Source organism: Pseudomonas vlassakiae (assembly GCF_014269035.2).
Classification (GTDB): domain Bacteria; phylum Pseudomonadota; class Gammaproteobacteria; order Pseudomonadales; family Pseudomonadaceae; genus Aquipseudomonas; species Aquipseudomonas vlassakiae.
The window spans coordinates 123,538-147,249 of record NZ_JABWRP020000011.1 but is presented as its reverse complement, the minus strand read 5'-3'; the positions used below and the strand labels follow the sequence as shown (position 1 = coordinate 147,249).

Annotated in this window: 20 protein-coding genes; 13 read left to right on the top strand and 7 right to left on the bottom strand. The window is 64.3% G+C overall.

Translation table 11 applies throughout. From position 1 onward, the window contains the following. Positions 1 to 228 precede the first annotated feature (228 nt). Complete coding sequence (locus tag HU738_RS15980; RefSeq protein WP_176508717.1) at positions 229 to 945, bottom strand: SIMPL domain-containing protein; 717 nt, start codon at positions 943 to 945, stop codon at positions 229 to 231. Positions 946 to 1,147: 202 nt separating this feature from the next. On the opposite strand from HU738_RS15980, the gene HU738_RS15975 reads away from it, so the two are divergent. The 4 genes from HU738_RS15975 (at position 1,148) to HU738_RS15960 (ending at position 5,519) form a co-directional block, all read left to right on the top strand. Next, a complete protein-coding gene (locus HU738_RS15975) occupies positions 1,148 to 2,404 on the top strand; it encodes an ATP-binding protein (protein ID WP_054886987.1) in 1,257 nt (418 codons plus the stop codon). Next, positions 2,404 to 2,964 (top strand): response regulator transcription factor, encoded by a 561-nt coding sequence (locus HU738_RS15970; RefSeq protein ID WP_054886988.1) that lies wholly within the window; start codon positions 2,404 to 2,406, stop codon positions 2,962 to 2,964. The genes HU738_RS15975 and HU738_RS15970 overlap by 1 nt, the downstream gene beginning before the upstream one ends. A 197-nt stretch (positions 2,965 to 3,161) precedes the next feature. Then, the gene (locus tag HU738_RS15965; protein ID WP_054886989.1) at positions 3,162 to 4,103 is read left to right on the top strand and encodes an AEC family transporter; all 942 of its coding nucleotides are present in this window, start codon (positions 3,162 to 3,164) and stop codon (positions 4,101 to 4,103) included. A 57-nt stretch (positions 4,104 to 4,160) separates the two neighbouring features. Next, positions 4,161 to 5,519 carry an amino acid permease gene (locus tag HU738_RS15960; RefSeq protein WP_186603588.1) on the top strand — a complete coding sequence of 453 codons (1,359 nt, stop codon included), beginning with the start codon at positions 4,161 to 4,163 and terminating at the stop codon, positions 5,517 to 5,519. 19 nt (positions 5,520 to 5,538) lie between these two features. Here the strand turns inward: HU738_RS15960 and HU738_RS15955 are convergent, their stop codons facing one another. The 5 genes from HU738_RS15955 to gatC all read right to left on the bottom strand — a co-directional run bounded on the left by HU738_RS15955 (position 5,539) and on the right by gatC (position 10,375). Next, positions 5,539 to 6,582 (bottom strand): calcium/sodium antiporter, encoded by a 1,044-nt coding sequence (locus tag HU738_RS15955; protein WP_186603589.1) that lies wholly within the window; start codon positions 6,580 to 6,582, stop codon positions 5,539 to 5,541. 72 nt (positions 6,583 to 6,654) lie between these two features. After that, a complete protein-coding gene (locus tag HU738_RS15950) occupies positions 6,655 to 7,029 on the bottom strand; it encodes a septal ring lytic transglycosylase RlpA family protein (RefSeq protein ID WP_082433675.1) in 375 nt (124 codons plus the stop codon). Positions 7,030 to 7,163: 134 nt separating this feature from the next. After that, positions 7,164 to 8,609, bottom strand: coding sequence for an Asp-tRNA(Asn)/Glu-tRNA(Gln) amidotransferase subunit GatB (gene gatB / locus HU738_RS15945; RefSeq protein ID WP_176508714.1), 1,446 nt, complete (start codon positions 8,607 to 8,609; stop codon positions 7,164 to 7,166). Between the two features lie 11 nt (positions 8,610 to 8,620). Then, positions 8,621 to 10,072 (bottom strand): Asp-tRNA(Asn)/Glu-tRNA(Gln) amidotransferase subunit GatA, encoded by a 1,452-nt coding sequence (gene gatA / locus HU738_RS15940; protein WP_176508713.1) that lies wholly within the window; start codon positions 10,070 to 10,072, stop codon positions 8,621 to 8,623. A 15-nt stretch (positions 10,073 to 10,087) separates the two neighbouring features. Further along, the gene (gatC, locus tag HU738_RS15935; RefSeq protein ID WP_054887192.1) at positions 10,088 to 10,375 is read right to left on the bottom strand and encodes an Asp-tRNA(Asn)/Glu-tRNA(Gln) amidotransferase subunit GatC; all 288 of its coding nucleotides are present in this window, start codon (positions 10,373 to 10,375) and stop codon (positions 10,088 to 10,090) included. 204 nt (positions 10,376 to 10,579) lie between these two features. On the opposite strand from gatC, the gene mreB reads away from it, so the two are divergent. The 8 genes from mreB (at position 10,580) to tldD (ending at position 21,671) form a co-directional block, all read left to right on the top strand. After that, positions 10,580 to 11,617 carry a rod shape-determining protein MreB gene (mreB, locus tag HU738_RS15930; RefSeq protein WP_003255163.1) on the top strand — a complete coding sequence of 346 codons (1,038 nt, stop codon included), beginning with the start codon at positions 10,580 to 10,582 and terminating at the stop codon, positions 11,615 to 11,617. Positions 11,618 to 11,779: 162 nt separating this feature from the next. Further along, positions 11,780 to 12,823: a rod shape-determining protein MreC gene (gene mreC, locus HU738_RS15925; RefSeq protein ID WP_176508742.1), complete on the top strand. Its 1,044-nt coding sequence runs from the start codon at positions 11,780 to 11,782 to the stop codon at positions 12,821 to 12,823. Continuing rightward, positions 12,823 to 13,311 carry a rod shape-determining protein MreD gene (mreD, locus tag HU738_RS15920; protein ID WP_054887193.1) on the top strand — a complete coding sequence of 163 codons (489 nt, stop codon included), beginning with the start codon at positions 12,823 to 12,825 and terminating at the stop codon, positions 13,309 to 13,311. The genes mreC and mreD overlap by 1 nt, the downstream gene beginning before the upstream one ends. Positions 13,312 to 13,341: 30 nt before the next feature. Next, complete coding sequence (locus tag HU738_RS15915) at positions 13,342 to 13,953, top strand: Maf family protein (RefSeq protein WP_186603590.1); 612 nt, start codon at positions 13,342 to 13,344, stop codon at positions 13,951 to 13,953. A 54-nt stretch (positions 13,954 to 14,007) separates the two neighbouring features. After that, positions 14,008 to 15,465 (top strand): ribonuclease G, encoded by a 1,458-nt coding sequence (gene rng / locus HU738_RS15910; RefSeq protein ID WP_176508711.1) that lies wholly within the window; start codon positions 14,008 to 14,010, stop codon positions 15,463 to 15,465. A gap of 82 nt (positions 15,466 to 15,547) precedes the next feature. Next, positions 15,548 to 19,363 (top strand): YhdP family protein, encoded by a 3,816-nt coding sequence (locus tag HU738_RS15905; RefSeq protein ID WP_186603591.1) that lies wholly within the window; start codon positions 15,548 to 15,550, stop codon positions 19,361 to 19,363. A gap of 14 nt (positions 19,364 to 19,377) precedes the next feature. After that, entirely contained in the window at positions 19,378 to 20,229 is an 852-nt protein-coding gene (locus tag HU738_RS15900; protein ID WP_186603592.1) for a carbon-nitrogen hydrolase family protein, read from the top strand. A 2-nt stretch (positions 20,230 to 20,231) separates the two neighbouring features. Further along, positions 20,232 to 21,671, top strand: coding sequence for a metalloprotease TldD (tldD, locus tag HU738_RS15895; protein ID WP_186603593.1), 1,440 nt, complete (start codon positions 20,232 to 20,234; stop codon positions 21,669 to 21,671). 38 nt (positions 21,672 to 21,709) lie between these two features. On the opposite strand, the gene yjgA is transcribed toward tldD, so the two are convergent. Continuing rightward, positions 21,710 to 22,231, bottom strand: a complete 522-nt coding sequence (gene yjgA, locus HU738_RS15890; protein WP_027920225.1) for a ribosome biogenesis factor YjgA — start codon at positions 22,229 to 22,231, stop codon at positions 21,710 to 21,712. Between the two features lie 109 nt (positions 22,232 to 22,340). On the opposite strand from yjgA, the gene pmbA reads away from it, so the two are divergent. Beyond that, positions 22,341 to 23,687, top strand: a complete 1,347-nt coding sequence (gene pmbA / locus HU738_RS15885; RefSeq protein ID WP_176508706.1) for a metalloprotease PmbA — start codon at positions 22,341 to 22,343, stop codon at positions 23,685 to 23,687. The last annotated feature ends 25 nt before the right edge of the window (positions 23,688 to 23,712 follow it).

Genomic DNA, 23,712 nt, shown 5'->3' with positions numbered 1-23,712 from the left:
GGCTTTTTGCGAGATGTTTCGGTGCGGGAGAGAGTGTAGGACGCACCTCTATGGTGCGTAGGAAATATCTGAAAAGCTTGAATTTGACGCGATCCCTGTGGGAGCGGCCTTGCGTCGCGAAAGGGCCGCAAGGCGGCCCCGGCAATCTAGCGGTTCAGCCGAGATCTTGGGGCCGCTGCGCGCCCCTTTCGCGACACAAGGCCGCTCCCACAGGATTTTTGTGGTCGCTTAGGGCATCTGCACTTCGATCAGCCCGTCGGCATTCATGCTGACTTCACTGGTCCCGGCTTCGATATCCGGTGCTGGCGCGGCCTCGTCAGCGCCCATGGCCTTCATCGCCATCGGCGCACTACGCAGGTAAGGGCGTGGGTAACCGGAGCTGTTCAGGTTCAGGCTGACCACTTTATAGCCCTTGCCGCCCAATGCTTCGGTGGCCAGCTGTGCGCGGGCCTTGAACGCATTGACCGCATCCTTGAGCAGCTCGTCTTCGCTGGCCTTGCGCGTGGCCGGGGCGATGGAGAAGTCCATGCTGCCCATCTTCAGGTCCTGCAGCAGGTCGGCGGTGAGCTGGGACAGGGCCGGGAAATCGGCACCTTCCAGGCGCAGCTCGGCGCGCTCACGCCAGCCGGTTATCTTCTGCCCTTTGCTGTCATACACCGGGTAGCTGTTGCGGCTGCCCTGGCTGATTTTCACGTCCTTGACCTGGCGCGCCTGCTGCACGGCCTTGTTCATGGTTTCGGTGATTTGCTTGGCGAGCTTGCCGGGGTCGGTATTCTGCGCTTCGCTGTAGAGGGTCACGACCATCAGGTCGCGCGCCACTTCCTTGCTGACTTCGGCGCGCAACGATACCTGGTTGTAACGCGGTTCGTCGGCCGCCAGGGCCGGCAGGCTGGCGAGCAGGCCACAGGACAGGATCAGGGCTGCGCCGCGACGTGGAATGTGCATGTGTTACTCCTTGGCAATGATAGGCGTGGGTTGAGGTCATCCTTTCCACGCATGGCCCATCAGACCGGGACCCGTGTAGTGGGTTCAAAAGTGCCACCATCAACATGTGACAAAGTGTGGCGCTTTGCCGCATCGCTGCAGTGGGGCGCCCGGCTTCGGTATACTCCACCCGATTTTACTGGAGCACACATCGGGAGAGCGCATGCTCGCCGCCGCACAACCGCTGTCCGCAACACGCCAGAACCTCTGGCGCCTGACTGTCATTCGCGTTCTGGTCCTGGCCGCCCAGGCAGGCTCCGTGGGCGTCGCCTACTGGACCGACCTGCTGCCACTGCCATGGCTTTCGTTGGCTGCGACCCTGGCCCTGTCGTCGCTGCTCTGCGCCTTCACCGCCCTGCGCCTGCGCCTGTCGCTGCCGGTCACCGAGACCGAATATGCCTTGCAGCTGGCCTGCGACCTGCTGATCCACAGTGCCTTGCTGTACTACTCGGGTGGCTCGACCAACCCGTTCGTATCCTATTACCTGGTGCCGCTGGCCATCGCTGCGGTGACCTTGCCGTGGCTGTATTCGCTGATCCTCTCGGGCATCGCCCTGACCGCCTACAGCCTGCTGCTGGTGCAGTTCTACCCGCTCGAGGGGCTGCCGATGGCGCGGGACAAGATGCAGGTCTACGGCATGTGGCTGAGTATCGCCCTGGCCGCCGCCGTGATCACCTTCTTTGCCGCGCGCATGGCCGAGGAACTGCGCCGTCAGGAGCAACTGCGCTCCGAGCGCCGCGAAGAAAGCCTGCGTGACGAACAGTTGCTGGCCGTGGCCACCCAGGCTGCCGGCGCGGCCCACGAACTGGGCACCCCCTTGGCGACCATGAGCGTGCTGCTCAATGAAATGCGCCAGGACCACACCGACCCACTGCTTCAGGAAGACCTGCAGATCCTTCAGGACCAGGTCAAGCTGTGCAAGGAAACCCTGCAGCAACTGGTGCGCGCCGCCGAGGCCAACCGCCGTCTGGCGGTGGTCGAACAGGACGTCACCGCCTGGCTCGACGAAGCGTTGAACCGCTGGCACCTGATGCGCCCGGAGGCCAGCTACCGCTTCCAGCGCCTGCGCGACGGCCTGGTGCCGCGCCTGACGCCGCCACCGGACCTGACCCAGGCGCTGCTGAACCTGTTGAACAATGCCGCCGATGCCTGCCCCGATGACCTGCAGGTGACCCTTGACTGGGACGCCCAGGACATCCTGATCAGCATCCGCGACCATGGCCCCGGTGTACCGCCGGCCATCGCCGAAGCAATCGGCAAACCCTTCATTACCACCAAAGGCAAAGGCTTCGGCCTGGGCCTGTTCTTGAGCAAGGCCAGCGTGACCCGTGCGGGCGGTTCGGTGAAACTCTATAGTCATGAACAGGGTGGCACCCTGACCGAACTGCGCCTGCCCCATGGCAAGCGAGGAGATGAATGATGAGCGAAGAAAACCAGGTCGAAGGCGAAGAGCTGCCGCACCTGTTGCTGGTGGACGATGACGCCACCTTTACCCGGGTCATGGCCCGGGCCATGAGCCGCCGCGGTTTCCGTGTGAGCACTGCCAGCTCTGCCGAGGAAGGCCTGCTTCTGGCCCAGCAGGACCTGCCGGACTACGCCACGCTGGACCTCAAGATGGAAGGCGACTCGGGCCTGGTGCTGCTGCCCAAGCTGCTGCAGCTGGACCCGGAGATGCGCGTGGTGATCCTGACCGGTTACTCGAGCATCGCCACCGCCGTCGAGGCGGTCAAGCGCGGTGCCTGCAACTACCTGTGCAAGCCGGCCGACGCCGACGACGTGCTGGCGGCACTGCTGTCGGAACATGCCGACCTGGACTCGCTGGTGCCGGAAAACCCGATGTCGGTAGACCGTCTGCAGTGGGAGCACATCCAGCGCGTGCTGAATGAGCACGAGGGCAATATCTCCGCCACTGCGCGGGCGCTGGGCATGCACCGTCGCACCCTGCAGCGCAAATTGCAGAAGCGCCCGGTTCGCCGCTGACCTTCTGCTGCCTGTACCGGCCCTTTCGCGGGTGAACCGCTCCCACAGGGTATGCGATCCCTGTAGGAGCGGGTTTACCCGCGAAGAGGCCGGCACAGACAGAAGCTTGTTTAAAGTCCCGCTCGATCCCCGCATTTCCTGACGCGTTGGCGTATCATTAGCCGCCTAACGGCAACCCCCATCAGGACCGCTTGCGCATGCTCGCCCTTCTTATCCAGACGCTGAACATCACGGCCCCCGTCTTCGCCATGCTGTTCATGGGCGTGCTGCTCAAACGTATCCACCTGATCGACGACAACTTCAACCGCGTCGCCTCGCAGCTGGTGTTCAACGTCTGCATGCCAGCGTTGCTGTTCCTCGGCATCTACCACGCCGACCTGGCCACCGCGGTTCAGCCCAGGGTCATCCTCTACTTCGTGGTCGCCACCCTGGTCGGCTTTGCCGTGGCCTGGGGCATGGCCATCTGGCGCAGCCCTCTGGCCGACCGTGGCATTTACACCCAGGGTGCGTTCCGCGGCAACAACGGCGTGATCGGCCTGGCCCTGGCTGCGAGCCTCTATGGCGATTACGGCATCTCCCTGGGGGCGGTGCTCGCCGGCCTGGTGATACTCATGTACAACTCCCTGTCGGCGGTGGTGCTGGCGGTGTACAGCCCGGACCTCAAGTCCGACCCGTGGAGCATCTGCAAGAGCATCCTGAGCAATCCGCTGATCATCAGTGTGCTGGTGGCCACGCCCTTGGCCTACGGCCAGGTGCCGCTGCCGAACTGGCTGCTGACGTCGGGCGACTACCTGGCGCAGATGACCCTGCCGCTGGCGCTGATCTGCATCGGTGGCACCCTGTCGTTGGCGGCCCTGCGCGACAGCGGCAGGCTGGCCATCGATGCGAGCCTGGTGAAGATGGTCCTGCTGCCGCTGATCGGCACCTTGGGGGCCTGGTTGTGCGGCTTCCGGGGGGCCGAGCTGGGCATCCTGTTCCTCTACATCGGCAGCCCGACGGCGGCGGCCAGCTACGTCATGGCCCGCGCCGCCAACGGCAACCATGAACTGGCGGCCTCGATCATCGTGATAACCACGTTAATGGCGGCGATCACCACCAATATTGGTATTTTCATCTTGCAGTGGGGCGGATGGATCTAGATCCTTGACTGCAAAACAACAGCAACAACACTGCCTCACTGAGCCAAAGGACACTTCATGCAAGACCAGAGCACGCCCGAGCCGCTGAAGCGCGGGCTGAAGAATCGCCATATCCAGCTGATTGCGCTGGGTGGTGCCGTCGGTACCGGGCTGTTTCTGGGCATCGCCCAGACCATCCAGCTGGCGGGGCCCGCCGTTTTGCTGGGCTACGCCATTGCCGGCCTGATGGCCTTCTTCATCATGCGCCAATTGGGAGAGATGGTGGTCGAGGAGCCTGTCGCTGGCAGCTTCAGCCACTTCGCCCACCAATACTGGAGCGAGTTCGCCGGGTTCGTTTCCGGTTGGAACTATTGGGTGGTGTACGTGCTGGTCGGCATGGCCGAGCTCACGGCCGTGGGTATCTATGTGCAGTACTGGTGGCCGGCGTTCCCGACCTGGGCCACGGCGGCGATCTTCTTCGTGGTGATCAACCTGATCAACCTCACCCAGGTGAAGGTCTATGGCGAAATGGAGTTCTGGTTCGCCTTGGTCAAGGTGGTAGCGATCGTCAGCATGATCGGTTTCGGCGCCTGGATGCTCGCCAGCGGCCAGGGCGGCCCGGATGCCAGCGTGGCCAACCTGTGGCAATACGGCGGGTTCTTTCCCAATGGCGTGACCGGGCTGGTGATGGCGCTGGCGGTGATCATGTTCTCCTTCGGTGGCCTGGAGCTCGTCGGCATTACCGCCGCCGAGGCCGACAACCCGCGCCAGAGCATCCCCAAGGCGACCAACCAGGTGGTCTACCGCATCCTGATCTTCTACATCGGTGCCCTGGCCGTGCTGCTGTCGCTGTACCCTTGGCAGAAGGTGGTGCAAGGCGGCAGCCCGTTCGTGATGATCTTCCACGAACTGGACAGCGACCTGGTGGCGACCATCCTCAACATCGTGGTGTTGACCGCTGCGTTGTCGGTGTACAACAGCTGTGTGTACGCCAACAGTCGCATGCTGTTCGGCCTGGCCAGCCAGGGTGATGCGCCGCGCCAGTTGCTCAAGGTCAGCCGCAGCGGCGTGCCCCTGACGGCGTTGGCTGTTTCAGCCTTTGCGACCGGCATGTGCGTGCTGATCAACTACCTGATGCCTGGCGAGGCGTTCGGCCTGCTGATGGCGTTGGCGGTGTCGGCGCTGGTGATCAACTGGGCCAGCATCAGCATCACCCACCTGAAGTTCCGCAAGGCCAAGCTGGCGGCCGGGATCAACCCGTTCTACCAGAGTTGGGGGCACCCGCTGACCAACTACCTGTGCCTGGCATTCATCGTGCTGATTCTGGTGGTGATGTACCTGACCCCGCCGATCCGCATCTCGGTGGTCCTGATCCCGGCGTGGATTGCGGTGCTGTGGCTGGCCTTCAAGCTGAAGAAGGCTCGGCAGGGAAGATAGTCAAAGCAGGCCTGGCCTGTCAGTGCTGCCTGCGCCAGGCTCGGGCCGTGGTGTACAGCAACACCGTGCCCAGCACCGGCAGCACATAGAACAGCATCAACCGCTCCAGCCGCCCGGCCAGTGGCAGGCCCATGGTGAAGGCTGCGACATGCAGGCCATAGACCAGGTACAGGCAGAGGAACACCAGCCCCTCGCTGCGGGTGATCCGGTAGCCGGAATAGAACACCGGCAGGCTCAGGGCCGCGACACCCAGCATCACCGGCAGGTCGAATGCCAGCGCATTGGGCGAGATGGTCAGCGGCTCGGGTGTGATCAGTGCGGTCAGGCCGAGCACTCCCAGCAAGTTCAACAGATTGCTGCCGATCACCGTGCCGACGGCAATCTCCCGTTCGCCGCGAATGGCGGCAATCAGCGCGGCGGCAAGCTCGGGCAGGGATGTACACACGGCGACCACCGTCAGGCCGATGACCCGCTCGGACAGTCCGAGATCGGTGGCCACTTCAATGGCCGCCTCCAGCAGCAGGTGGCCGGCCAGGCTCAACAGGCCAAGGCCGAACAGCACCTGTAGCAGCGCCCCGGACCAGAAGCGCCCAGCGCTGGCTGCAGCGGCATCCTGGGCCGGATAGGTGCGGGCATAGTGGCGCGACTGGTGCCAGAGCATGGCCAGGTAGCCCGCCAGGGCGAGCAGCAACAGCAACCCTTCGGCCCGGCCCAGGTGGCCGTTGCCACAGAGAGCATAGACCAGGGCGCTGGCGGCAATCATCAGCGGGATGTCCAGGCGCACCAGCTGGCGCGATACCCGCAGTGGAATGATCAGCGCGGCCAGGCCGAGGATGACCAGTACATTGAAGATGTTGCTGCCGATCACGCTGCCCACGGCCACGTCGGGCGCACCTTGATAGGCGGCTTGCAGGCTTACGGTCAGCTGCGGTGCGGTACTGCCGAAGGCCACCAGGCTGAGGCCGATGATCAAGGGGCGCACGCGCAGGCGTTCGGCCAGGCGCAGCGCCGCGCGCACCAGCAGTTCGGCACCGACGATCAGCAGCAGCAGGGCAGCGCCCATTTGCAACAGGCTGAAGGTGGGGAGGGTGGCCAGGTCGAAAATGATGGGGCTCCAGTCAGGGCAGGTGTCAGGTCAATCGCTCAGACCTTGTACCCGGACGCGCGCCGTTCCGCTACGGAGCATGCCGATTTTTTCTGCTGCAGCACGTGACAGGTCGATCAGCCGGCCTCGGGTATGCGGGCCGCGGTCGTTGATGCGGACCACCACGCTGCGATCGTTGGCCAGGTTGGTGACCAGCACCCGGCTGCCGAATGGCAGGCTGCGGTGGGCCGCGGTGAGGCCGTGCTGGTTGAACGGTTCGCCGCTGGCAGTGCGTTTGCCGTGGTGGCGCGAGCCGTAATAGGACGCGGTGCCGGTTTCGTTGTAACCGCGCGGGTCGATGTCATGGCTGGCACAGCCGGCCAGGAAGGAGAAGAGGGCGAGGGTACCTAGGGATCGTTTCAGCAATTGGGATGCTCCGGTGCATTGGGGCCGCTGTGCGGCCCATCGCGGATGAATCCGCTCCTACAGGCATGTCGCTGTTCTCTGTAGGAGCGGATTCATCCGCGATCGAGGGCAAGGCCCTCGCCGCTTTTTTCAGCTCACCCTTCGAGCTTGGCCTTGAGCAGTTGGTTCACCTGCCCCGGGTTGGCCTTGCCTTTGGAGGCCTTCATCGCCTGGCCGACGAAGAAGCCGAACATCTTGCCGCGCTTGGCCTCGTCAGCGGCACGATACTGTTCGACCTGCTCGGCGTTCGCAGCGAGCACTTCGTCGAGCATCTTGTCGATTGCACCGGTATCGGTGACCTGCTTGAGGCCCTTGCTTTCGATGATGCTGTCGGCATCGCCTTCACCCGCGGCCATCGCCTCGAACACGGTCTTGGCAATCTTGCCGCTGATGGTGTTGTCACGGATGCGCAGCAGCATGCCGCCCAGGTGCGCGGCGCTGACCGGCGCCTGGTCGATTTCGATGCCCAGCTTGTTCAGCAGGCTACCCAGTTCGACCATGACCCAGTTGGCGGCCAGCTTGGCGTCGCCACCGATCTTCGCCACTTCCTCGAAGTAGTCCGCCTGTTCGCGGCTGGAAGCCAGCACGTTGGCGTCGTAGGCCGACAGGCCGTACTGGCTCTGGAAGCGCTCGACCTTTTGTGGTGGCAGCTCCGGCAGGCCGGCGCGGACGGTTTCGAGGAAGCTGTCCTCGATCACCACCGGCAGCAGGTCCGGGTCGGGGAAGTAACGGTAGTCGTTAGCCTCCTCCTTGCTGCGCATGGAGCGGGTCTCGTCCTTGTTCGGGTCGTACAGGCGGGTTTCCTGGACAACCTTGCCGCCGTCCTCGATCAGGTCGATCTGGCGCTGGATCTCGCTGTTGATCGCACGCTCGATGAAGCGGAACGAGTTGACGTTCTTGATCTCGCAGCGGGTACCGAATTCGGCCTGGCCTTTCGGCCGGATCGACACGTTGCAGTCACAGCGCAGCGAGCCTTCGGCCATGTTGCCGTCGCAGATGCCCAGGTAGCGCACCAGCGCGTGGATGGCCTTGACGTAGGCCACGGCTTCCTTGGCGCTGCGCATGTCCGGCTCGGAGACGATTTCCAGCAGCGGGGTGCCGGCGCGGTTCAGGTCGATACCGGTGGAGCCGCTGAAGTCTTCGTGCAGGCTCTTGCCAGCGTCTTCCTCAAGGTGCGCGCGGGTGACGCCGATGCGCTTGATGGTACCGTCTTCCAGGGCGATGTCCAGGTGGCCCTTGCCGACGATCGGCAGGTCCATCTGGCTGATCTGGTAGCCCTTGGGCAGGTCCGGGTAGAAGTAGTTCTTGCGCGCGAACACGTTACGCTTGCCGATTTCGGCATCGATCGCCAGGCCGAACATGCAGGCCATGCGCACGGCTTCCTGGTTGAGCACCGGCAGGACGCCGGGCATCCCCAGGTCAACCAGGCTGGCCTGGGTGTTCGGCTCGGAGCCGAAGGTGGTGGCGCTGCCGGAGAAGATCTTCGACTGGGTGGCCAGCTGGGTATGAATCTCCAGCCCGATCACAACTTCCCATTGCATGTGTGAATTCCTCAGAAGCCGTTAGGGGCGCGGGTGTGCCAGTCGGTGACTTGCTGGTAACGGTGCGCGACGTTGAGCAGGCGGCCTTCCTGGAAGTACGGTGCCAGCAGCTGCACGCCGACCGGCAGGCCATCGACGAAGCCGGCTGGCATCGACAGGCCTGGCAGGCCCGCCAGGTTGGCGGTGATGGTGTAGACGTCTTCCAGGTAGGCGGCGACCGGGTCGCTGCTCTTGGCGCCAAGCTTCCAGGCCGGGTTCGGCGTGGTCGGGCCGAGGATCAGGTCGACCTCGGCGAAGGCGGCCATGAAGTCGTTCTTGATCAGGCGGCGGATCTGCTGCGCCTTGACGTAGTAGGCGTCGTAGTAGCCGGCCGACAGGGCGTAGGTGCCGACCATGATGCGGCGCTGCACTTCGGTACCGAAGCCTTCGCCACGGGAACGCTTGTACAGGTCGGTCAGGTCTTTCGGCTCTTCGCAGCGGTAGCCGAAGCGCACACCGTCGAAGCGTGACAGGTTGGAGGAGGCTTCTGCCGGCGCGATCACGTAGTACGCCGGAATGGCATGCTGCATGTTCGGCAGGCTGATTTCCTTGACCACCGCACCGAGCTTTTCCAGCTCCTTGACGCTGGCCTGGACCAGCTCGGCGATGCGCGGGTCGAGGCCGGCACCGAAATACTCCTTCGGCAGGCCGATGCGCAGGCCCTGCAGCGAGCCGTTGAGGGCGGCGCTGTAGTCCGGCACCGGCTCGTCGATGCTGGTGGAGTCCTTGGCATCAAAGCCGGCCATGCCTTGCAGCAGCAGGGCGCAGTCTTCGGCGGTACGTGCCAGCGGGCCACCCTGGTCGAGGCTGGAGGCGTAGGCAATCATGCCCCAGCGCGACACGCGACCGTAGGTCGGCTTGAGGCCGGTGAGGTTGGTCAGTGCCGCCGGCTGGCGGATCGAGCCACCGGTGTCGGTGCCGGTGGTGGCCGGCAGCAGGCGCGCGGCCACGGCTGCCGCGGAACCGCCGGACGAGCCGCCTGGCACGTGCTCGAGGTTCCACGGGTTCTTCACCGCGCCGTAGTGGCTGGACTCGTTGGCCGAACCCATGGCGAATTCGTCCATGTTGGTCTTGCCCAGGGTGACCATGCCGGCTTCGGCCAGCTTGGCGACCACGGTGGCGTCATACGGCGCCTTGAAGTTGTCGAGCATCTTCGAGCCGCAGCTGGTGCGCACGCCGAGGGTGCAGAACAGGTCCTTGTGGGCGATCGGCGCGCCGAGCAGTGCACCGGTTTCGCCAGCGGCGCGACGGGCGTCGGCAGCACGCGCCTGGCTCAGGGCCAACTCTTCGGTGACGCTGATGAAGCTGTTGATCTGTGGGTCGATCTGCTTGACGCGCGCCAGCAGGGCGCCGGTCAGCTCTTCGGAGGAAAACGACTTGTCGGCGAGTCCGCGGGCGATCTCGGCCAGGGTCAATTCATGCATGGCAGGCTCTATCCCTTACTCGATGACTTTCGGAACCAGGTACAGACCGCTTTCGGTCATTGGCGCGATGGCCTGGTAGGCGTCGCGCTGGTTGCTTTCGGTGACCTGGTCGGGACGCAGGCGCTGGCTGGCCTCCAGGGGGTGGGCCAGGGGCTCGATGCCGTTGGTGTCGACCGCTTGCATCTGGTCGACCAGGCCGAGAATGCTGTTCAGGGCGTCAGTAATGCGTGGCAGTTCGCCTTCATTCAGGCCCAGACGGGCCAGATGGGCAATCTTTTCCACGTCGCTGCGTTCAAGCGCCATGGTGATCTCCAGGGGAAACAAAGAACCGAATAGGGTCCGCGGTGAGGAACATGTCAGCATTTTGGCGGTCCAACGGCCGCGATCATCTGCTGGCGTGCTCGGAAAAACAGCCAATTTAACATATTGGCTCCTTGCCCAAAATCCCTGCCATTGTTAGAGTTTGCCGCACTTTTTTACCCACGCTTTCCCCAGGGTCACTTTCCCATGTTCAAGAAACTGCGTGGCATGTTTTCCAGCGATCTTTCCATCGACCTGGGGACTGCCAACACCCTTATTTACGTGCGTGAGCGCGGTATCGTCCTGAATGAGCCCTCGGTTGTTGCCATCCGTACCCACGGCAACCAGAAAAGCGTCGTCGCCGTCGGTACCGAAGCCAAGCGCATGCTGGGCCGCACGCCTGGCAACATTGCTGCCATTCGTCCGATGAAGGACGGCGTCATCGCCGACTTCAGCGTTTGTGAAAAAATGTTGCAGTACTTCATCAACAAGGTTCACGAAAACAGCTTCCTGCAGCCCAGCCCGCGCGTGCTGATCTGCGTGCCGTGCAAATCGACCCAGGTCGAGCGCCGCGCCATTCGCGAGTCGGCCCTCGGTGCCGGTGCCCGTGAAGTGTTCCTGATCGAAGAGCCGATGGCCGCTGCCATCGGTGCCGGCCTGCCGGTCGAAGAAGCCCGCGGCTCGATGGTCGTCGATATCGGTGGCGGTACCACCGAAATCGCACTGATCTCGCTGAACGGCGTGGTCTATGCCGAGTCCGTCCGGGTTGGCGGCGACCGCTTCGACGAAGCCATCGTCACCTATGTGCGCCGCAACTACGGCAGCCTGATCGGCGAATCCACCGCCGAGCGCATCAAGCAGGAAATCGGCACCGCCTACCCGGGCGGCGAGGTGCGCGAAGTCGACGTGCGCGGCCGTAACCTGGCCGAGGGCGTACCACGCGCCTTCACCCTGAACTCCAACGAAGTCCTGGAAGCCCTGCAGGAATCCCTGGCGACCATCGTCCAGGCGGTCAAGAGCGCCCTGGAGCAATCGCCGCCGGAGCTGGCCTCCGACATCGCCGAGCGCGGCCTGGTGCTGACCGGTGGTGGTGCGCTGCTGCGTGACCTCGACAAACTGCTGGCGCAGGAAACCGGCCTGCCGGTGATCGTCGCCGAAGACCCGCTGACCTGTGTCGCCCGTGGCGGTGGCCGCGCCCTGGAGATGATGGACAAGCACGCGATGGACCTGCTCTCCAGCGAGTGATCCCCCGCTGCTTTCGAAAGCCCGGTTTACAGGTAGCACGCGCAGTGCTACCTGTATGCGCTGGCTGGCGTCCATCGCGGCGTCGTTTCCGTCAACCCGCAACCAGGCTGGTGCGTTGTCCCATGTCCAATGACCTCCTGAGTCGTCCACGAGGAACGGCCCATTAAACCGCTTTTCTCCAAGGGCCCTTCGCTGGGCGTTCGCCTGCTGGTACTGGTAGTGCTGTCGGTCGCGCTGATGGTTGTCGACGCGCGTTTCGACGTGCTCAAGCCGGTGCGCAGCCAGATGGGCCTGGTGCTCATGGAATCGTACTGGATCACCGACCTGCCGCAGCGGATGTGGCAAGGGGTGGCCGGCCAGTTCGGCAGCCGCACCGAGCTGATCGCTGAAAACGAAAAACTCAAGACCGAAGCCCTGCTGCTTCAAGGGCGCCTGCAGAAGCTGGCGGCCCTGACGGAGCAGAACGTGCGCTTGCGTGAGTTGCTCAACTCCTCGGCGCTGGTCAACGAGAAGGTCGAAGTGGCCGAGCTGATCGGCGTCGACCCCAATCCGTTCACCCACCGCATTCTGATCAACAAGGGTGAGCGCGATGGTGTGTTCCTGGGGCAGCCGGTACTCGATGCCCGTGGCCTGATGGGCCAGGTGGTCGAGCTGATGCCGTATACCTCGCGGGTCCTGCTGTTGACCGACACGACCCACAGCATTCCGGTGCAGGTCAACCGCAACGGCCTGCGCGCCATCGCCAGCGGCACCGGCAACCCGGAGCGCCTCGAGTTGCGCCATGTCGCCGACACCGCCGACATCAAGGAAGGTGACCTGCTGGTGAGCTCTGGCATGGGCCAGCGTTTCCCGGCCGGCTACCCGGTGGCCACGGTCAACGAAGTGATCCACGATTCCGGCCAGCCGTTTGCCATCGTCCGCGCCATTCCAACCGCCGCGCTCAACCGCAGCCGCTACATGTTGCTGGTGTTCAGTGACCGCCGGACACCGGAGCAGCGGGCCACCGAAGCAGCCATCGCCCAGGAAGAGGCCGATCGCAAGGGCACTGGCCAACCTGCTGCCAATGCCGAGCAGCCGGCAGTTGCCCCAGCCCCGGCACAGCCAGCGGCGCCGGCCGCTACGGGTCAGGCGCCTGCGGCCCCGGCTGCAGCGCCCGGCAACCCTGCCGCCGCGCCTGCGGCGCCCGCCCATCCCCGGAGGCAATGATGGCCAAGTCGCGCCGTAACCACGGTTGGGTCATCTGGCTGACGTTCGCCATCGGCCTGCTGCTCAGCGTTTCACCCATGCCGCAGTTCCTTGAAGTGTTCCGGCCCATGTGGCTGGCGATGCTGGTGTCGTTCTGGACCTTGAACGTGCCAGGCAAGGTGGGCATGACCACCGCTTTCATTCTGGGGCTGGCCGAGGACGTGCTGTACGGCACCTTGCTGGGGCAGAACGCGCTCATCCTCACGCTCATCACGTTCCTCGTGCTGTCGCTGCAGCAGCGCCTGCGCATGTTCCCGCTGTGGCAGCAGAGCCTGGTGATCCTGGTGATCTTCGGTATCGCCCAGCTGATCCAGCTGTGGCTCAGTGCGCTCACCGGCAATCGCCTGCCAACCTTGGCGCTGGTCTGGCCAGCCGTGATCAGTGCCTTGCTCTGGCCATGGATCAGCTTCGCCCTGCGCGACCTGCGCCGACGTTTGCGCATCAACTGACGGCGCTGCCACTGACAGGGAGATGTCCAGATGAAACCACTCTACCTCGCCTCCGGCTCACCGCGCCGGCGTGAACTTCTCGGCCAGATCGGCGTGCCGTTCACCGTCATCAGTGCCCCCATCGATGAAACCCCGCTGCCGGGCGAAAGCGCCGAGGCCTATGTCGAGCGCCTGGCCCGGGCCAAGGCCGAAGCTGGCCTGGCCACACTGCAAGGCCCTGCCGTGGTGCTTGGCGCCGACACGGCGGTGGTGCTCGATGGCCGTATTCTGGGCAAGCCTGAAAACCGTGAACAGGCCTTGACGATGCTGGCCGACCTGGCTGGCCGAGAGCATCAGGTGCTGACGGCCGTGGCCTTGAACGATGGCCAGCATTGCGAAAGCCGGTGTGTCAGCAGTGTCGTGCGTTTTCGCCCTGTCGATGGCGCTGAAGCCGAGCGCTACTGGGCCAGTGGCGAGCCTGCGGACAAGGCGGGGGGCTACGCCATCCAGGGCCTGGGTGCAATATTCGTCACCGGGCTCGACGGCAGTTACTCGGCGGTAGTTGGCCTGCCCTTGAGCGAAACGGCCGAGATGCTCGCCCGGTTCGGTATCGCCTGCTGGCAGATACCGGCACTTTTGCCAGAGGTAACAAACCAGCGGTAGCCAGCCCAGCACGCGCGATCCATCATTACCGAAGACCTTTGACGAGAGCCTGCCATGAGTGAAGAGATCCTGATCAACATCACCCCGATGGAATCACGCGTGGCGGTGGTGGAAAACGGGGTGCTGCAGGAAGTGCACGTCGAGCGTACCCAGCGCCGCGGCATCGTCGGCAATATCTACAAGGGCAAGGTCGTGCGAGTGCTGCCGGGCATGCAGGCGGCATTCGTCGACATCGGCCTGGAGCGCGCGGCGTTCATCCATGCGTCGGAAATATCCCAGCGTGAAGGCTCGGCGGTGGAGAACATCACCGCACTGGTGCACGAGGGCCAGGCCCTGGTGGTGCAGGTGACCAAAGATCCGATCGGCACCAAGGGTGCACGCCTGACCACGCAGCTGTCGATCCCCTCGCGTTACCTGGTGTACATGCCCCGCAGCAGTCATGTCGGCATTTCCCTGAAGATCGAAGACGAAGCCGAACGCGAGCGCCTCAAGCAGGTGGTCAGCGACTGTATGAACAGCGAGAACATCAAGGACGCCGGGGGCTTCATCCTGCGTACCGCTGCCGAGGGGGCGCGGGCTGAAGAAATCCTCCAGGATATCCGTTACCTGCGCCGCCTGTGGGAGCAGATCGGCAGCCAGATCCAGACCTGCGGCGCGCCCACGGTCATTTATGAAGACCTCGGCCTGGCCCTGCGCACGCTGCGTGACCTGGTCAACCCGAAGATCGAGAAAATTCGTATCGACTCGCGGGAAACCTTCCAGAAAACCACGCAGTTCGTCGCCGAGCTGATGCCGGAGATCGCTGATCGCCTGGAGCATTATCCAGGCGAGCGGCCAATCTTCGACCTGTACGGGGTCGAGGACGAAATCCAGCGCGCCCTGGAGCGCAAGGTACCGCTCAAGTCTGGCGGCTACCTGGTGGTCGACCCGGCCGAGGCAATGACCACCATTGACGTCAATACCGGTGCGTTCGTCGGCCACCGCAACCTGGAAGAAACCATCTTCAAGACCAACCTCGAAGCCGCCACGGCCATCGCTCGGCAGCTGCGCCTGCGCAACATCGGCGGGATCATCATCATCGACTTCATCGACATGGAAGACGAAGAGCACCAGCGCCAGGTGCTGCGCACCCTGGAAAAGCAGCTGGAGCGGGATCATGCCAAGACCAACATCATCGGCATCACCGAACTGGGCCTGGTGCAGATGACCCGCAAGCGCACCCGTGAGAGCCTCGAACAGGTGCTCTGCGAGCCATGCATCGCCTGTCAGGGGCGCGGCAAGCTGAAGACCCCCGAGACCATCTGTTACGAGATCTTCCGCGAGATCCTCCGCGAAGCCCGTGCCTACCAGGCTGAGGGTTACCGTGTGCTGGCCAATCAAAAGGTGGTCGATCGCCTGCTGGACGAAGAGTCCGGCAACGTTGCCGAACTGGAGACCTTCATTGGCCGAACCATTCGCTTTCAGGTCGAGTCGATGTATTCGCAGGAACAATACGATGTGGTGCTGCTCTGAGGCTTTCTGATACCCGCCCCGGATGGCGCCGGCTGGCAAGACCGGCACGTCGGGCCATCATGGATAAACGACCTGGAGGGCCATGGCCATGGGACGTCTGAACCGCGTTCTTGTCGCCTTGACCCGTTGGGGGCTGGGCATCTGTGCCTTGCTCGCGGTGCTGGTGGCATTGTATGTCAGCCTCGGCCGCGAGCTGGTGCCGCTGGTGGCCGAATACCGTGGCGATGTCGAGAGCAAGGCTGAACAGGCGCTTGGGCTACCCGTGCATGTCGGGGCGCTGGAAGGGCGCTGGAGCGGCCTGGCGCCGGTATTGCGCGTGCGCGACCTGCAACTGGGCGAGGGCGCATCGGCCCTGCGCCTGGATGACGTCAAGGTGGTACCGGACCTGTGGGCCAGCCTGACCTCCCGTGAAGTGCGCCTGGCACGCATCGAGCTCGGTGGCCTGCAACTGATTCTGCGCGAGGACGAGCAGGGTGGCTGGGCCCTTGAAGGGTTGCCTAAAAAGGATGACGCGCCGCTGGATCCTGCCGAGTTGCTGCAGCGCTTGCGTCAATTGGGCCGCATCGATGTGTTCGACAGCCAGGTCACCCTGCAGCCCTGGCAGCGCGACCCGTTGACCCTTACCTATGTCAGCGTCGGCCTGCAAGCCGGGGCTTCACGCCAGGCTCTCGACCTGCGGGCGACCTTGCCCGACGGCCAGCCGCTGGCGCTCAATCTGCGCAGCCGGGCAAATGCCAAGGCCTGGCGCGATGGCGCGGTCGAGGCTTACCTGAGCCTGCCGCAGAGCGACTGGGCGCGGTGGTTGCCACCTGCTTTGCTGGGCCAGTGGCGGGCGGAAGCACTGAAGGCCGGTGGCGAGTTCTGGGTCGACTGGAGCAAGGGCCAGTTGCAGCAGGCAGTGGTGCGCCTCAACGCACCGCAACTGCGCGGTGCCTACGCCGAGCGCAAGGCGGTGGCCCTGGACAACCTCGCGTTGACCGCCTGGTTCCAGCGCCGCGATCAGGGTTTCGATGTGCTGGTGGATTCACTCGCGGCGAGCATCGGCAAGAGCCGCTGGGAATCGCACCTGCAAGTGAACCAGCGCCTGGGCGACGACCCGGCCGACGAAACCTGGCAGGTGCAGGCCGACCGCCTTGACCTCACCCCGTTGACCCCGCTGATCGATGCCCTGGCACCCCTGTCGGACAAGCTCATGGCCGTGGTCGATGGGCTGAACGTCACCGGGGCGCTGCGCAATGTCCGGCTAGAAGCACGGCCAAACGCCGAGGGCGACCAGCGGCTGCAGTTCGCCGCCAACCTGGAGCGGGTCGGTTTCGATGCCTATCATGGTGCACCGGCGGCCGGCAATGTCAGCGGCAGCATCAGCGGCGACCTCGGGCATGGCGAGCTGCGTCTGGATACTGACGCATTCATGCTGCACCTGTACCCGATCTTCGCCAAACCCTGGCAATACCAGAAGGCCAATGCGCGCCTGACCTGGGCGCTCGACAAGCATGGTTTCACCCTCGTCGCCCCCTACCTCAAGGTGCTGGGCGAGGAGGGCAAGATTGCTGGCGATTTCCTGATTCGCCTGCTGTTCGACGAAGGCACCGAAAGCTACATGGACCTGCGGGTCGGCCTGACCGAAGGCGATGGCCGCTATACCGCCAAGTACCTGCCCGAAGTGCTGAGCCCGGCCCTCGACGAATGGCTGCGCAGCGCCATCGTCAAGGGCAACGTCGATGAGGGCTACTTCCAGTACCAGGGTTCGTTGAACCACGGCGCCACGCCGGAGGCTCGCAGCATCAGCCTGTTCTTCAAGGTTCACGACGCTGCACTCGACTTCCAGCCAGGCTGGCCGCAGGTGCAGCAGGTGGACGGCGATGTGCTGATCGAAGACAGCGGCGTGCGCATCAAGGCCAGCAAGGGCTTGCTGCTCGACACCAAGGTCAGCGACGTCAGCGTGAATATTCCCCATGTCGACAGCGGCCAGCACAGCCATCTGTACCTCGACGGCAATTTCGACGGCAGCCTTGGCGATGGTTTGAAAATCCTCAAGGAAGCCCCGATCGGGACTGGCGAGATCTTCGCCGGCTGGGAAGGCGAGGGCCCTCTCAAGGGCAATGTGAAGCTCGACGTACCCTTGGCCCATGGCGAGCGGCCAAAAGTGCTGGTGGACTTCGCCACTGCCGATGCACGTCTCAAGGTGACCCCGCCCAGCCTGGACCTGACGCGCCTCAAGGGTGACTTCAGCTTTGACTTCGACAAGGGGCTGAGCGGCAAGAACATCAGCTTGCAGGTGTTCGGCAAGCCGGTCACTGCGCAGATCACCGCCGAGGGCCAGCCCGGGCAGATGCAGACGCGCATCAGCGCCAGTGGTCAGGCTTCGCTGAAGTCCCTGACCGACTGGTTGCAGTTCAGGCAGACCTTGCCCGCCTCAGGCGACCTGCCGTACCAGTTGCAAGTCAATCTGGGCAGTCGTGATAACAGCCTGAACGTCAGCTCTTCGCTCAAGGGCTTGACCATCGACCTGCCGGCTCCGTTCGGCAAGGCGGCGGCGGAGACCCGCGACAGTCGTTTCAGCATGAACCTGCAAGGGCCTGAGCGGCGATTCGATGCGGCTTACGCCGACCTGGCCCGTTTCGCCTACGCCGCACCGGCCGACAAGCTGGGCCAGGGCCGTGGCGAACTGTTGCTTGGCGCCGGGCAGGCGCAGCTGCCAGCGGCTCAGGGGCTGCGGGTCAAGGGGCGGCTGGAAAGCCTGGACCTGGGCCCCTGGCAGGAACAGGCCGCTCGCTTTGCGAGTGACGACCCCGGTGGCAATGCCCGGCAGAACTTGCAGAGCGTCGACCTGAGCATCGGCCAGCTGAAGGCCTTCGGCATGAACCTGAACCAGGCCGTCGTGCGCCTGACCCGGGGCGGCCCTGCCTGGGACCTGCGCCTGGACAGCAAGGAAGTCATCGGTAACGCGCGCCTGCCGGATGCCAAGGCTGCGCCGCTGGTGGTGCGCCTGCAGACACTGCGCCTGCCGCCCGCCGACCCCGCTGAAACCCAATCGGAAGAAGGCCCCGACCCGTTGGCCTCGTTCGACCCACGCAAGGTGCCGGCGCTGGACCTGAGCATCGACAAGCTGTACCGCGGCGACGACCTGTTCGGCAATGTCGCGCTGAAGTTGCGCCCCACCGCACGGGGCGTGGCTGCGCAAGACATCGACCTTGACTTCAAAGGCTTGCATGTCGATGGCAGCGGCGGTTGGGAAGGCGAAACGGGGGCTACCAGCAGCTGGTACAAAGGCCGGCTCGATGGCAAGAACCTCGCCGATGTGCTCAAGGCCTGGGGGTTCGCCCCGACCGTGACCAGTCGCGATTTCCGCCTGGATGTGGATGGCCGTTGGCCGGGTTCGCCCGCCTGGGTCGGCCTCAAGCGCTTCTCTGGCAGCATGGATGCGGCCTTGCGCAGCGGTCAGTTCGTCGAGGTGGAAGGTGGCGCACAGGCCCTGCGAGTGTTCGGCCTGCTCAACTTCAACTCGATTGGCCGGCGCTTGCGCCTGGACTTCTCCGACCTGTTCGACAAGGGCCTGGCCTATGACCGGGTCAAGGGCCTACTGGTGGCCAGTAGCGGCGTCTACGTGACCCGCGAGCCAATCAGCGTGACCGGGCCGTCGAGCAACTTTGAGCTCGATGGCACCCTCGACCTGGTGCGCGATCGGGTCGCTGCCAACCTGCAGGTGACCCTGCCGGTGACCAACAACCTGCCACTGGCCGCGTTGATCGTCGGTGCGCCTGCGGTCGGGGGCGCGCTGTTCCTGGTCGACCGGCTGATCGGCGACCGTGTGTCGCGTTTTGCCAGTGTGCACTATCGCGTCGAAGGCCCGGTGAAAGAGCCTAAAATCACGTTTGTGAAACCGTTCGATAAATAATGGCGGGAGTGCCCATGAAGGCAGCGGTCATCCAGATGGTCAGCCAGGACGATGTGCTGGCCAACCTGCAACGTGCAGGCGTCTTGTTCGAACAGGCAGCCCTGGGCGGCGCTCGGTTGGCGGTGCTGCCGGAAAACTTCGCGGCAATGGGCCGCAAGGATGCCGCCGCCATCGGCCGCGCCGAAGCCATGGGCGAAGGCCCGATCCTGCCGTGGTTGAAACGTACCGCACGTGACCTCAGATTATGGATTGTTGCCGGTACCTTGCCGCTGCCGCCACAAGGCCAGCCTGACGCCAAGGCCCATGCCTGTTCGCTGCTCATCGACGAACACGGCGAAGTGGTGGCGCGCTATGACAAGCTGCATCTGTTCGACGTGGATGTGGCTGACAACCGTGGCCGCTACCGCGAGTCGGATGACTATGCCCATGGTGCGCAGGTGGTGGTGGCCGACACGCCGCTAGGCCGATTGGGGCTCAGCGTGTGTTACGACCTGCGCTTCCCCGAGCTGTACAGCGCCTTGCGCAGCGCAGGCGCGGAGTTGATCACGGCACCGGCTGCCTTTACTGCGGTCACAGGCGCAGCGCATTGGGAAGTGCTGATCCGCGCTCGGGCCATTGAAACCCAGTGCTATGTTTTGGCGGCGGCTCAAGGCGGTACCCACCCAGGCCCGCGGGAAACCCACGGCCACGCCGCGATCGTCGACCCTTGGGGGCGGATCGTCGCAGAACAGGCGCAAGGCGAAGCGGTTTTGCTCGCCGAGCGTGACATTGATGAACAGGCGTCCATTCGGGCGCGCATGCCGGTTACCACGCACCGGCGCTTTTTCTCGCAGGACGCCTTGCGGCCTGCGCACACCTCGGAGTGACTATGAGCCAGATGTTATCCACCGTCAGCGAGCAACTCCTGGCCCCGGGCGGACTCACCCTCGACAGCCTGCAGAGCGTGCTGGGCGAGCTGGCAGGCCCCGGCATCAATGCGGCGGACCTGTATTTCCAGGGCCAGATCTCGGAAACCTGGGCGCTGGAGGACGGCATCGTCAAAGAAGGCAGCTTCAACCTGGACCAGGGCGTCGGTGTGCGTGCCCAGTCCGGTGAGAAGACCGGCTTCGCCTACAGCAATGCCATCAACCTCGAGGCGCTGACCTCGGCGGCCCGTGCGGCCCGCTCGATTTCCCGCGCCGGCCAGCACGGCACGGTCCAGGCGTTCCGCAGCCAGGACGTGACGGCGCTGTATGCACCGGACAACCCGCTGGACGTGCTCAGCCGTGCCGAGAAGGTCGAGCTGCTCAAGCGTGTGGATGCGGCCACCCGTGCCCTCGATCCGCGAATCCAGCAGGTCAGCGTAAGCATGGCCGGCGTCTGGGAGCGCATCCTGATTGCCGCAGCCGACGGTAGCCTGGCCGCTGATGTGCGCCCGCTGGTGCGTTTCAACGTCAGCGTCATCGTCGAGCAGAATGGCCGCCGCGAGCGTGGCGGGCAGGGGGGCGGTGGGCGTACCGACTACCGCTTCTTCACTGAAGACCGCGTCATGGGCTATGCCCGCGAAGCGCTGCGCCAGGCACTGGTGAACCTCGAAGCCATCCCGGCCCCGGCCGGTACCTTGCCAGTGGTTCTGGGGTCCGGCTGGTCGGGCGTGCTGCTGCACGAAGCGGTCGGCCATGGCCTGGAAGGCGACTTCAACCGCAAAGGCAGCTCGGCATTCAGTGGGCGGATCGGTGAGAAGGTGGCTTCGCCCCTGTGCACCATCGTCGACGACGGCACCCTCGAGGGGCGCCGCGGCTCATTGAGTGTCGATGACGAGGGCACGCCGACCGAATGCACCACGTTGATCGAGAACGGCATCCTCAAGGGCTACATGCAGGACAAGCTCAATGCACGCCTGATGGGCATGGCGGTTACCGGCAACGGTCGCCGCGAGTCTTATGCGCACCTGCCGATGCCGCGCATGACCAACACCTACATGCGGGCCGGCAAGAGCGATCCACAAGAAATCATCGCTTCGGTGAAGAAGGGTATCTACTGCGCCAACCTCGGTGGTGGCCAGGTCGATATCACCAGTGGCAAGTTCGTGTTCTCGACCAGCGAAGCCTACCTGATCGAAGACGGCAGGATCACCGCCCCGGTGAAAGGCGCGACCCTGATCGGCAACGGGCCGGAGGCCATGAGCCGGGTGTCGATGGTCGGTAACGACCTGGCGCTGGACAGTGGAGTGGGGACGTGTGGCAAAGACGGCCAATCGGTGCCGGTAGGCGTCGGGCAGCCGACCTTGAAGCTCGATGCGATTACCGTAGGCGGTACAGGCGCTTGATCGATGTCCGGGGGCTGCAGGGCAGCCCCAGGCGGCAGTCAGCGCAGCCCGCGCTGCATCTCGTCGAGATCGCGGATGTACTTGAACACCTTGCGCGCAGCGGCAGGCGGTTTGTTCCGCGCCTTTTCGTGCTGGGCATGACGAATCAGCGAGCGCAGTTGCTGGCGATCGGTCTCGGGGTATTCGTTGACGAAACGCTCGAGGTCTTCATCGTTACCGTCGATCAGGCGGTCGCGCCAGCGTTCCAGGTTGTGGAAGCGCTCGTTGTACTGGCGGCTGGAGCTGTCGATCTGCTCGAGCACGGCGTGGATGGCGTCCAGGTCCTGGTCGCGCATCAGCTTGCCGACGAACGACATGTGGCGTTTGCGTGCGCCGTGGGCGGTGTGCTTGCTGGCGTCGGCCAGGGCCTTGCGCAGCTCGTCGGTGAGCGGCAGGCGCGCCAGGGTGTCGGCCTTGACCGTGGTCAGGCGTTCGCCGAGTTCGACCAGCGCATGCAGTTCGCGCTTGATCTGGGTTTTGCTTTTTTCGCCGTCGAAGGCGTCGTCGTATGAATCAACCATGGTGGCAGTCCGCTAGAAATCGCCGCCATGATAACCAGTCGGGGGCCGCTTGTCCGTGCCCGGTCGTAGAATGACCCTCGCCGAACGCAGAATTTGAGTGGAGAAAACCATGAGTGCAGTCCAGAGCGTAGGCCCCAAGGACCTGCCAGCGTTGCAAGAGCAGGTCGAGGCGATCATTGCAGAAGCACGCAAGCAAGGCGCCAGTGCCTGCGAAGTGGCGGTGTCGCTGGAGCAGGGCCTGTCCACCACGGTGCGTCAGCGCGAGGTCGAGACGGTAGAATTCAACCGCGACCAGGGCTTCGGCATCACCCTCTATGTAGGCCAGCGCAAGGGCTCGGCCAGCACTTCGGCCAGTGGCCCGGATGCCATCCGGGAAACCGTGGCCGCTGCTCTGGCGATTGCCAGACACACCTCCGAGGACGAGTGCTCAGGGCTGGCTGATGCCGCGCTGATGGCCCGCGAAATCCCCGACCTCGACCTCTATCACGACTGGGACATCGAGCCTGAGAAGGCCATCGAGATGGCGCTGGCCTGCGAGGCGGCGGCATTCGACGCTGACACGCGCATCCTCAATGCCGATGGCACCACCCTGAACACTCACCAGGGTTGCCGCGTGTACGGCAACAGCCACGGCTTCATCGGTGGCTACGCCTCGACCCGGCACAGCCTGAGCTGCGTGATGATCGCTGAAGGCGAAGGCCAGATGCAGCGTGACTACTGGTATGACGTGAACCGCCAGGGCCACCTGCTGGCCGACCCGCGCAGCATCGGCGTGCGCGCCGCGCAGCGCGCAGCCAGCCGCCTGGGTGCGCGGCCGGTGCCGACCTGTGAAGTGCCCGTGCTGTTTTCCGCCGAGCTGGCGGGTGGCCTGTTCGGCAGTTTCCTGTCGGCCATCTCGGGCGGCAACCTGTACCGCAAGTCGTCGTTCCTCGATGGCGCTATCGGGCAGCGCCTGTTCCCGTCCTGGCTGACACTCGACGAGCGCCCCCACATTCCTCGCGCGCTGGGCAGCGCCGCATTCGACGGTGACGGCCTGGCGACCTACGCGAAGCCGTTCGTCGATAAAGGCGAGCTGGTGTCGTACCTGCTGGGTACCTACTCCGGACGCAAGCTGGGCTTGCCAAGCACTGCCAACGCCGGGGGCGTGCACAACCTGTATGTCACTCACGGCGTCGAAGACCAGGCGGCGCTGATCCGGCGCATGGGCCGTGGCCTGCTGGTGACCGAGCTGATGGGCCATGGGCTGAACATGGTGACCGGCGACTACTCGCGGGGTGCGGCGGGCTTCTGGATCGAGAACGGCGAGATTCAGCATGCCGTACAGGAAGTGACGATTGCCGGCAATATGAAAGACATGTTCCAGCAAATTGTTGCAATTGGCTGTGATCTTGAAACCCGTAGCAATATCCACACGGGGTCGGTCCTGATCGAGCGGATGACGGTCGCTGGCAGCTGACATCGGGACAGGAATGCCCAGCGTC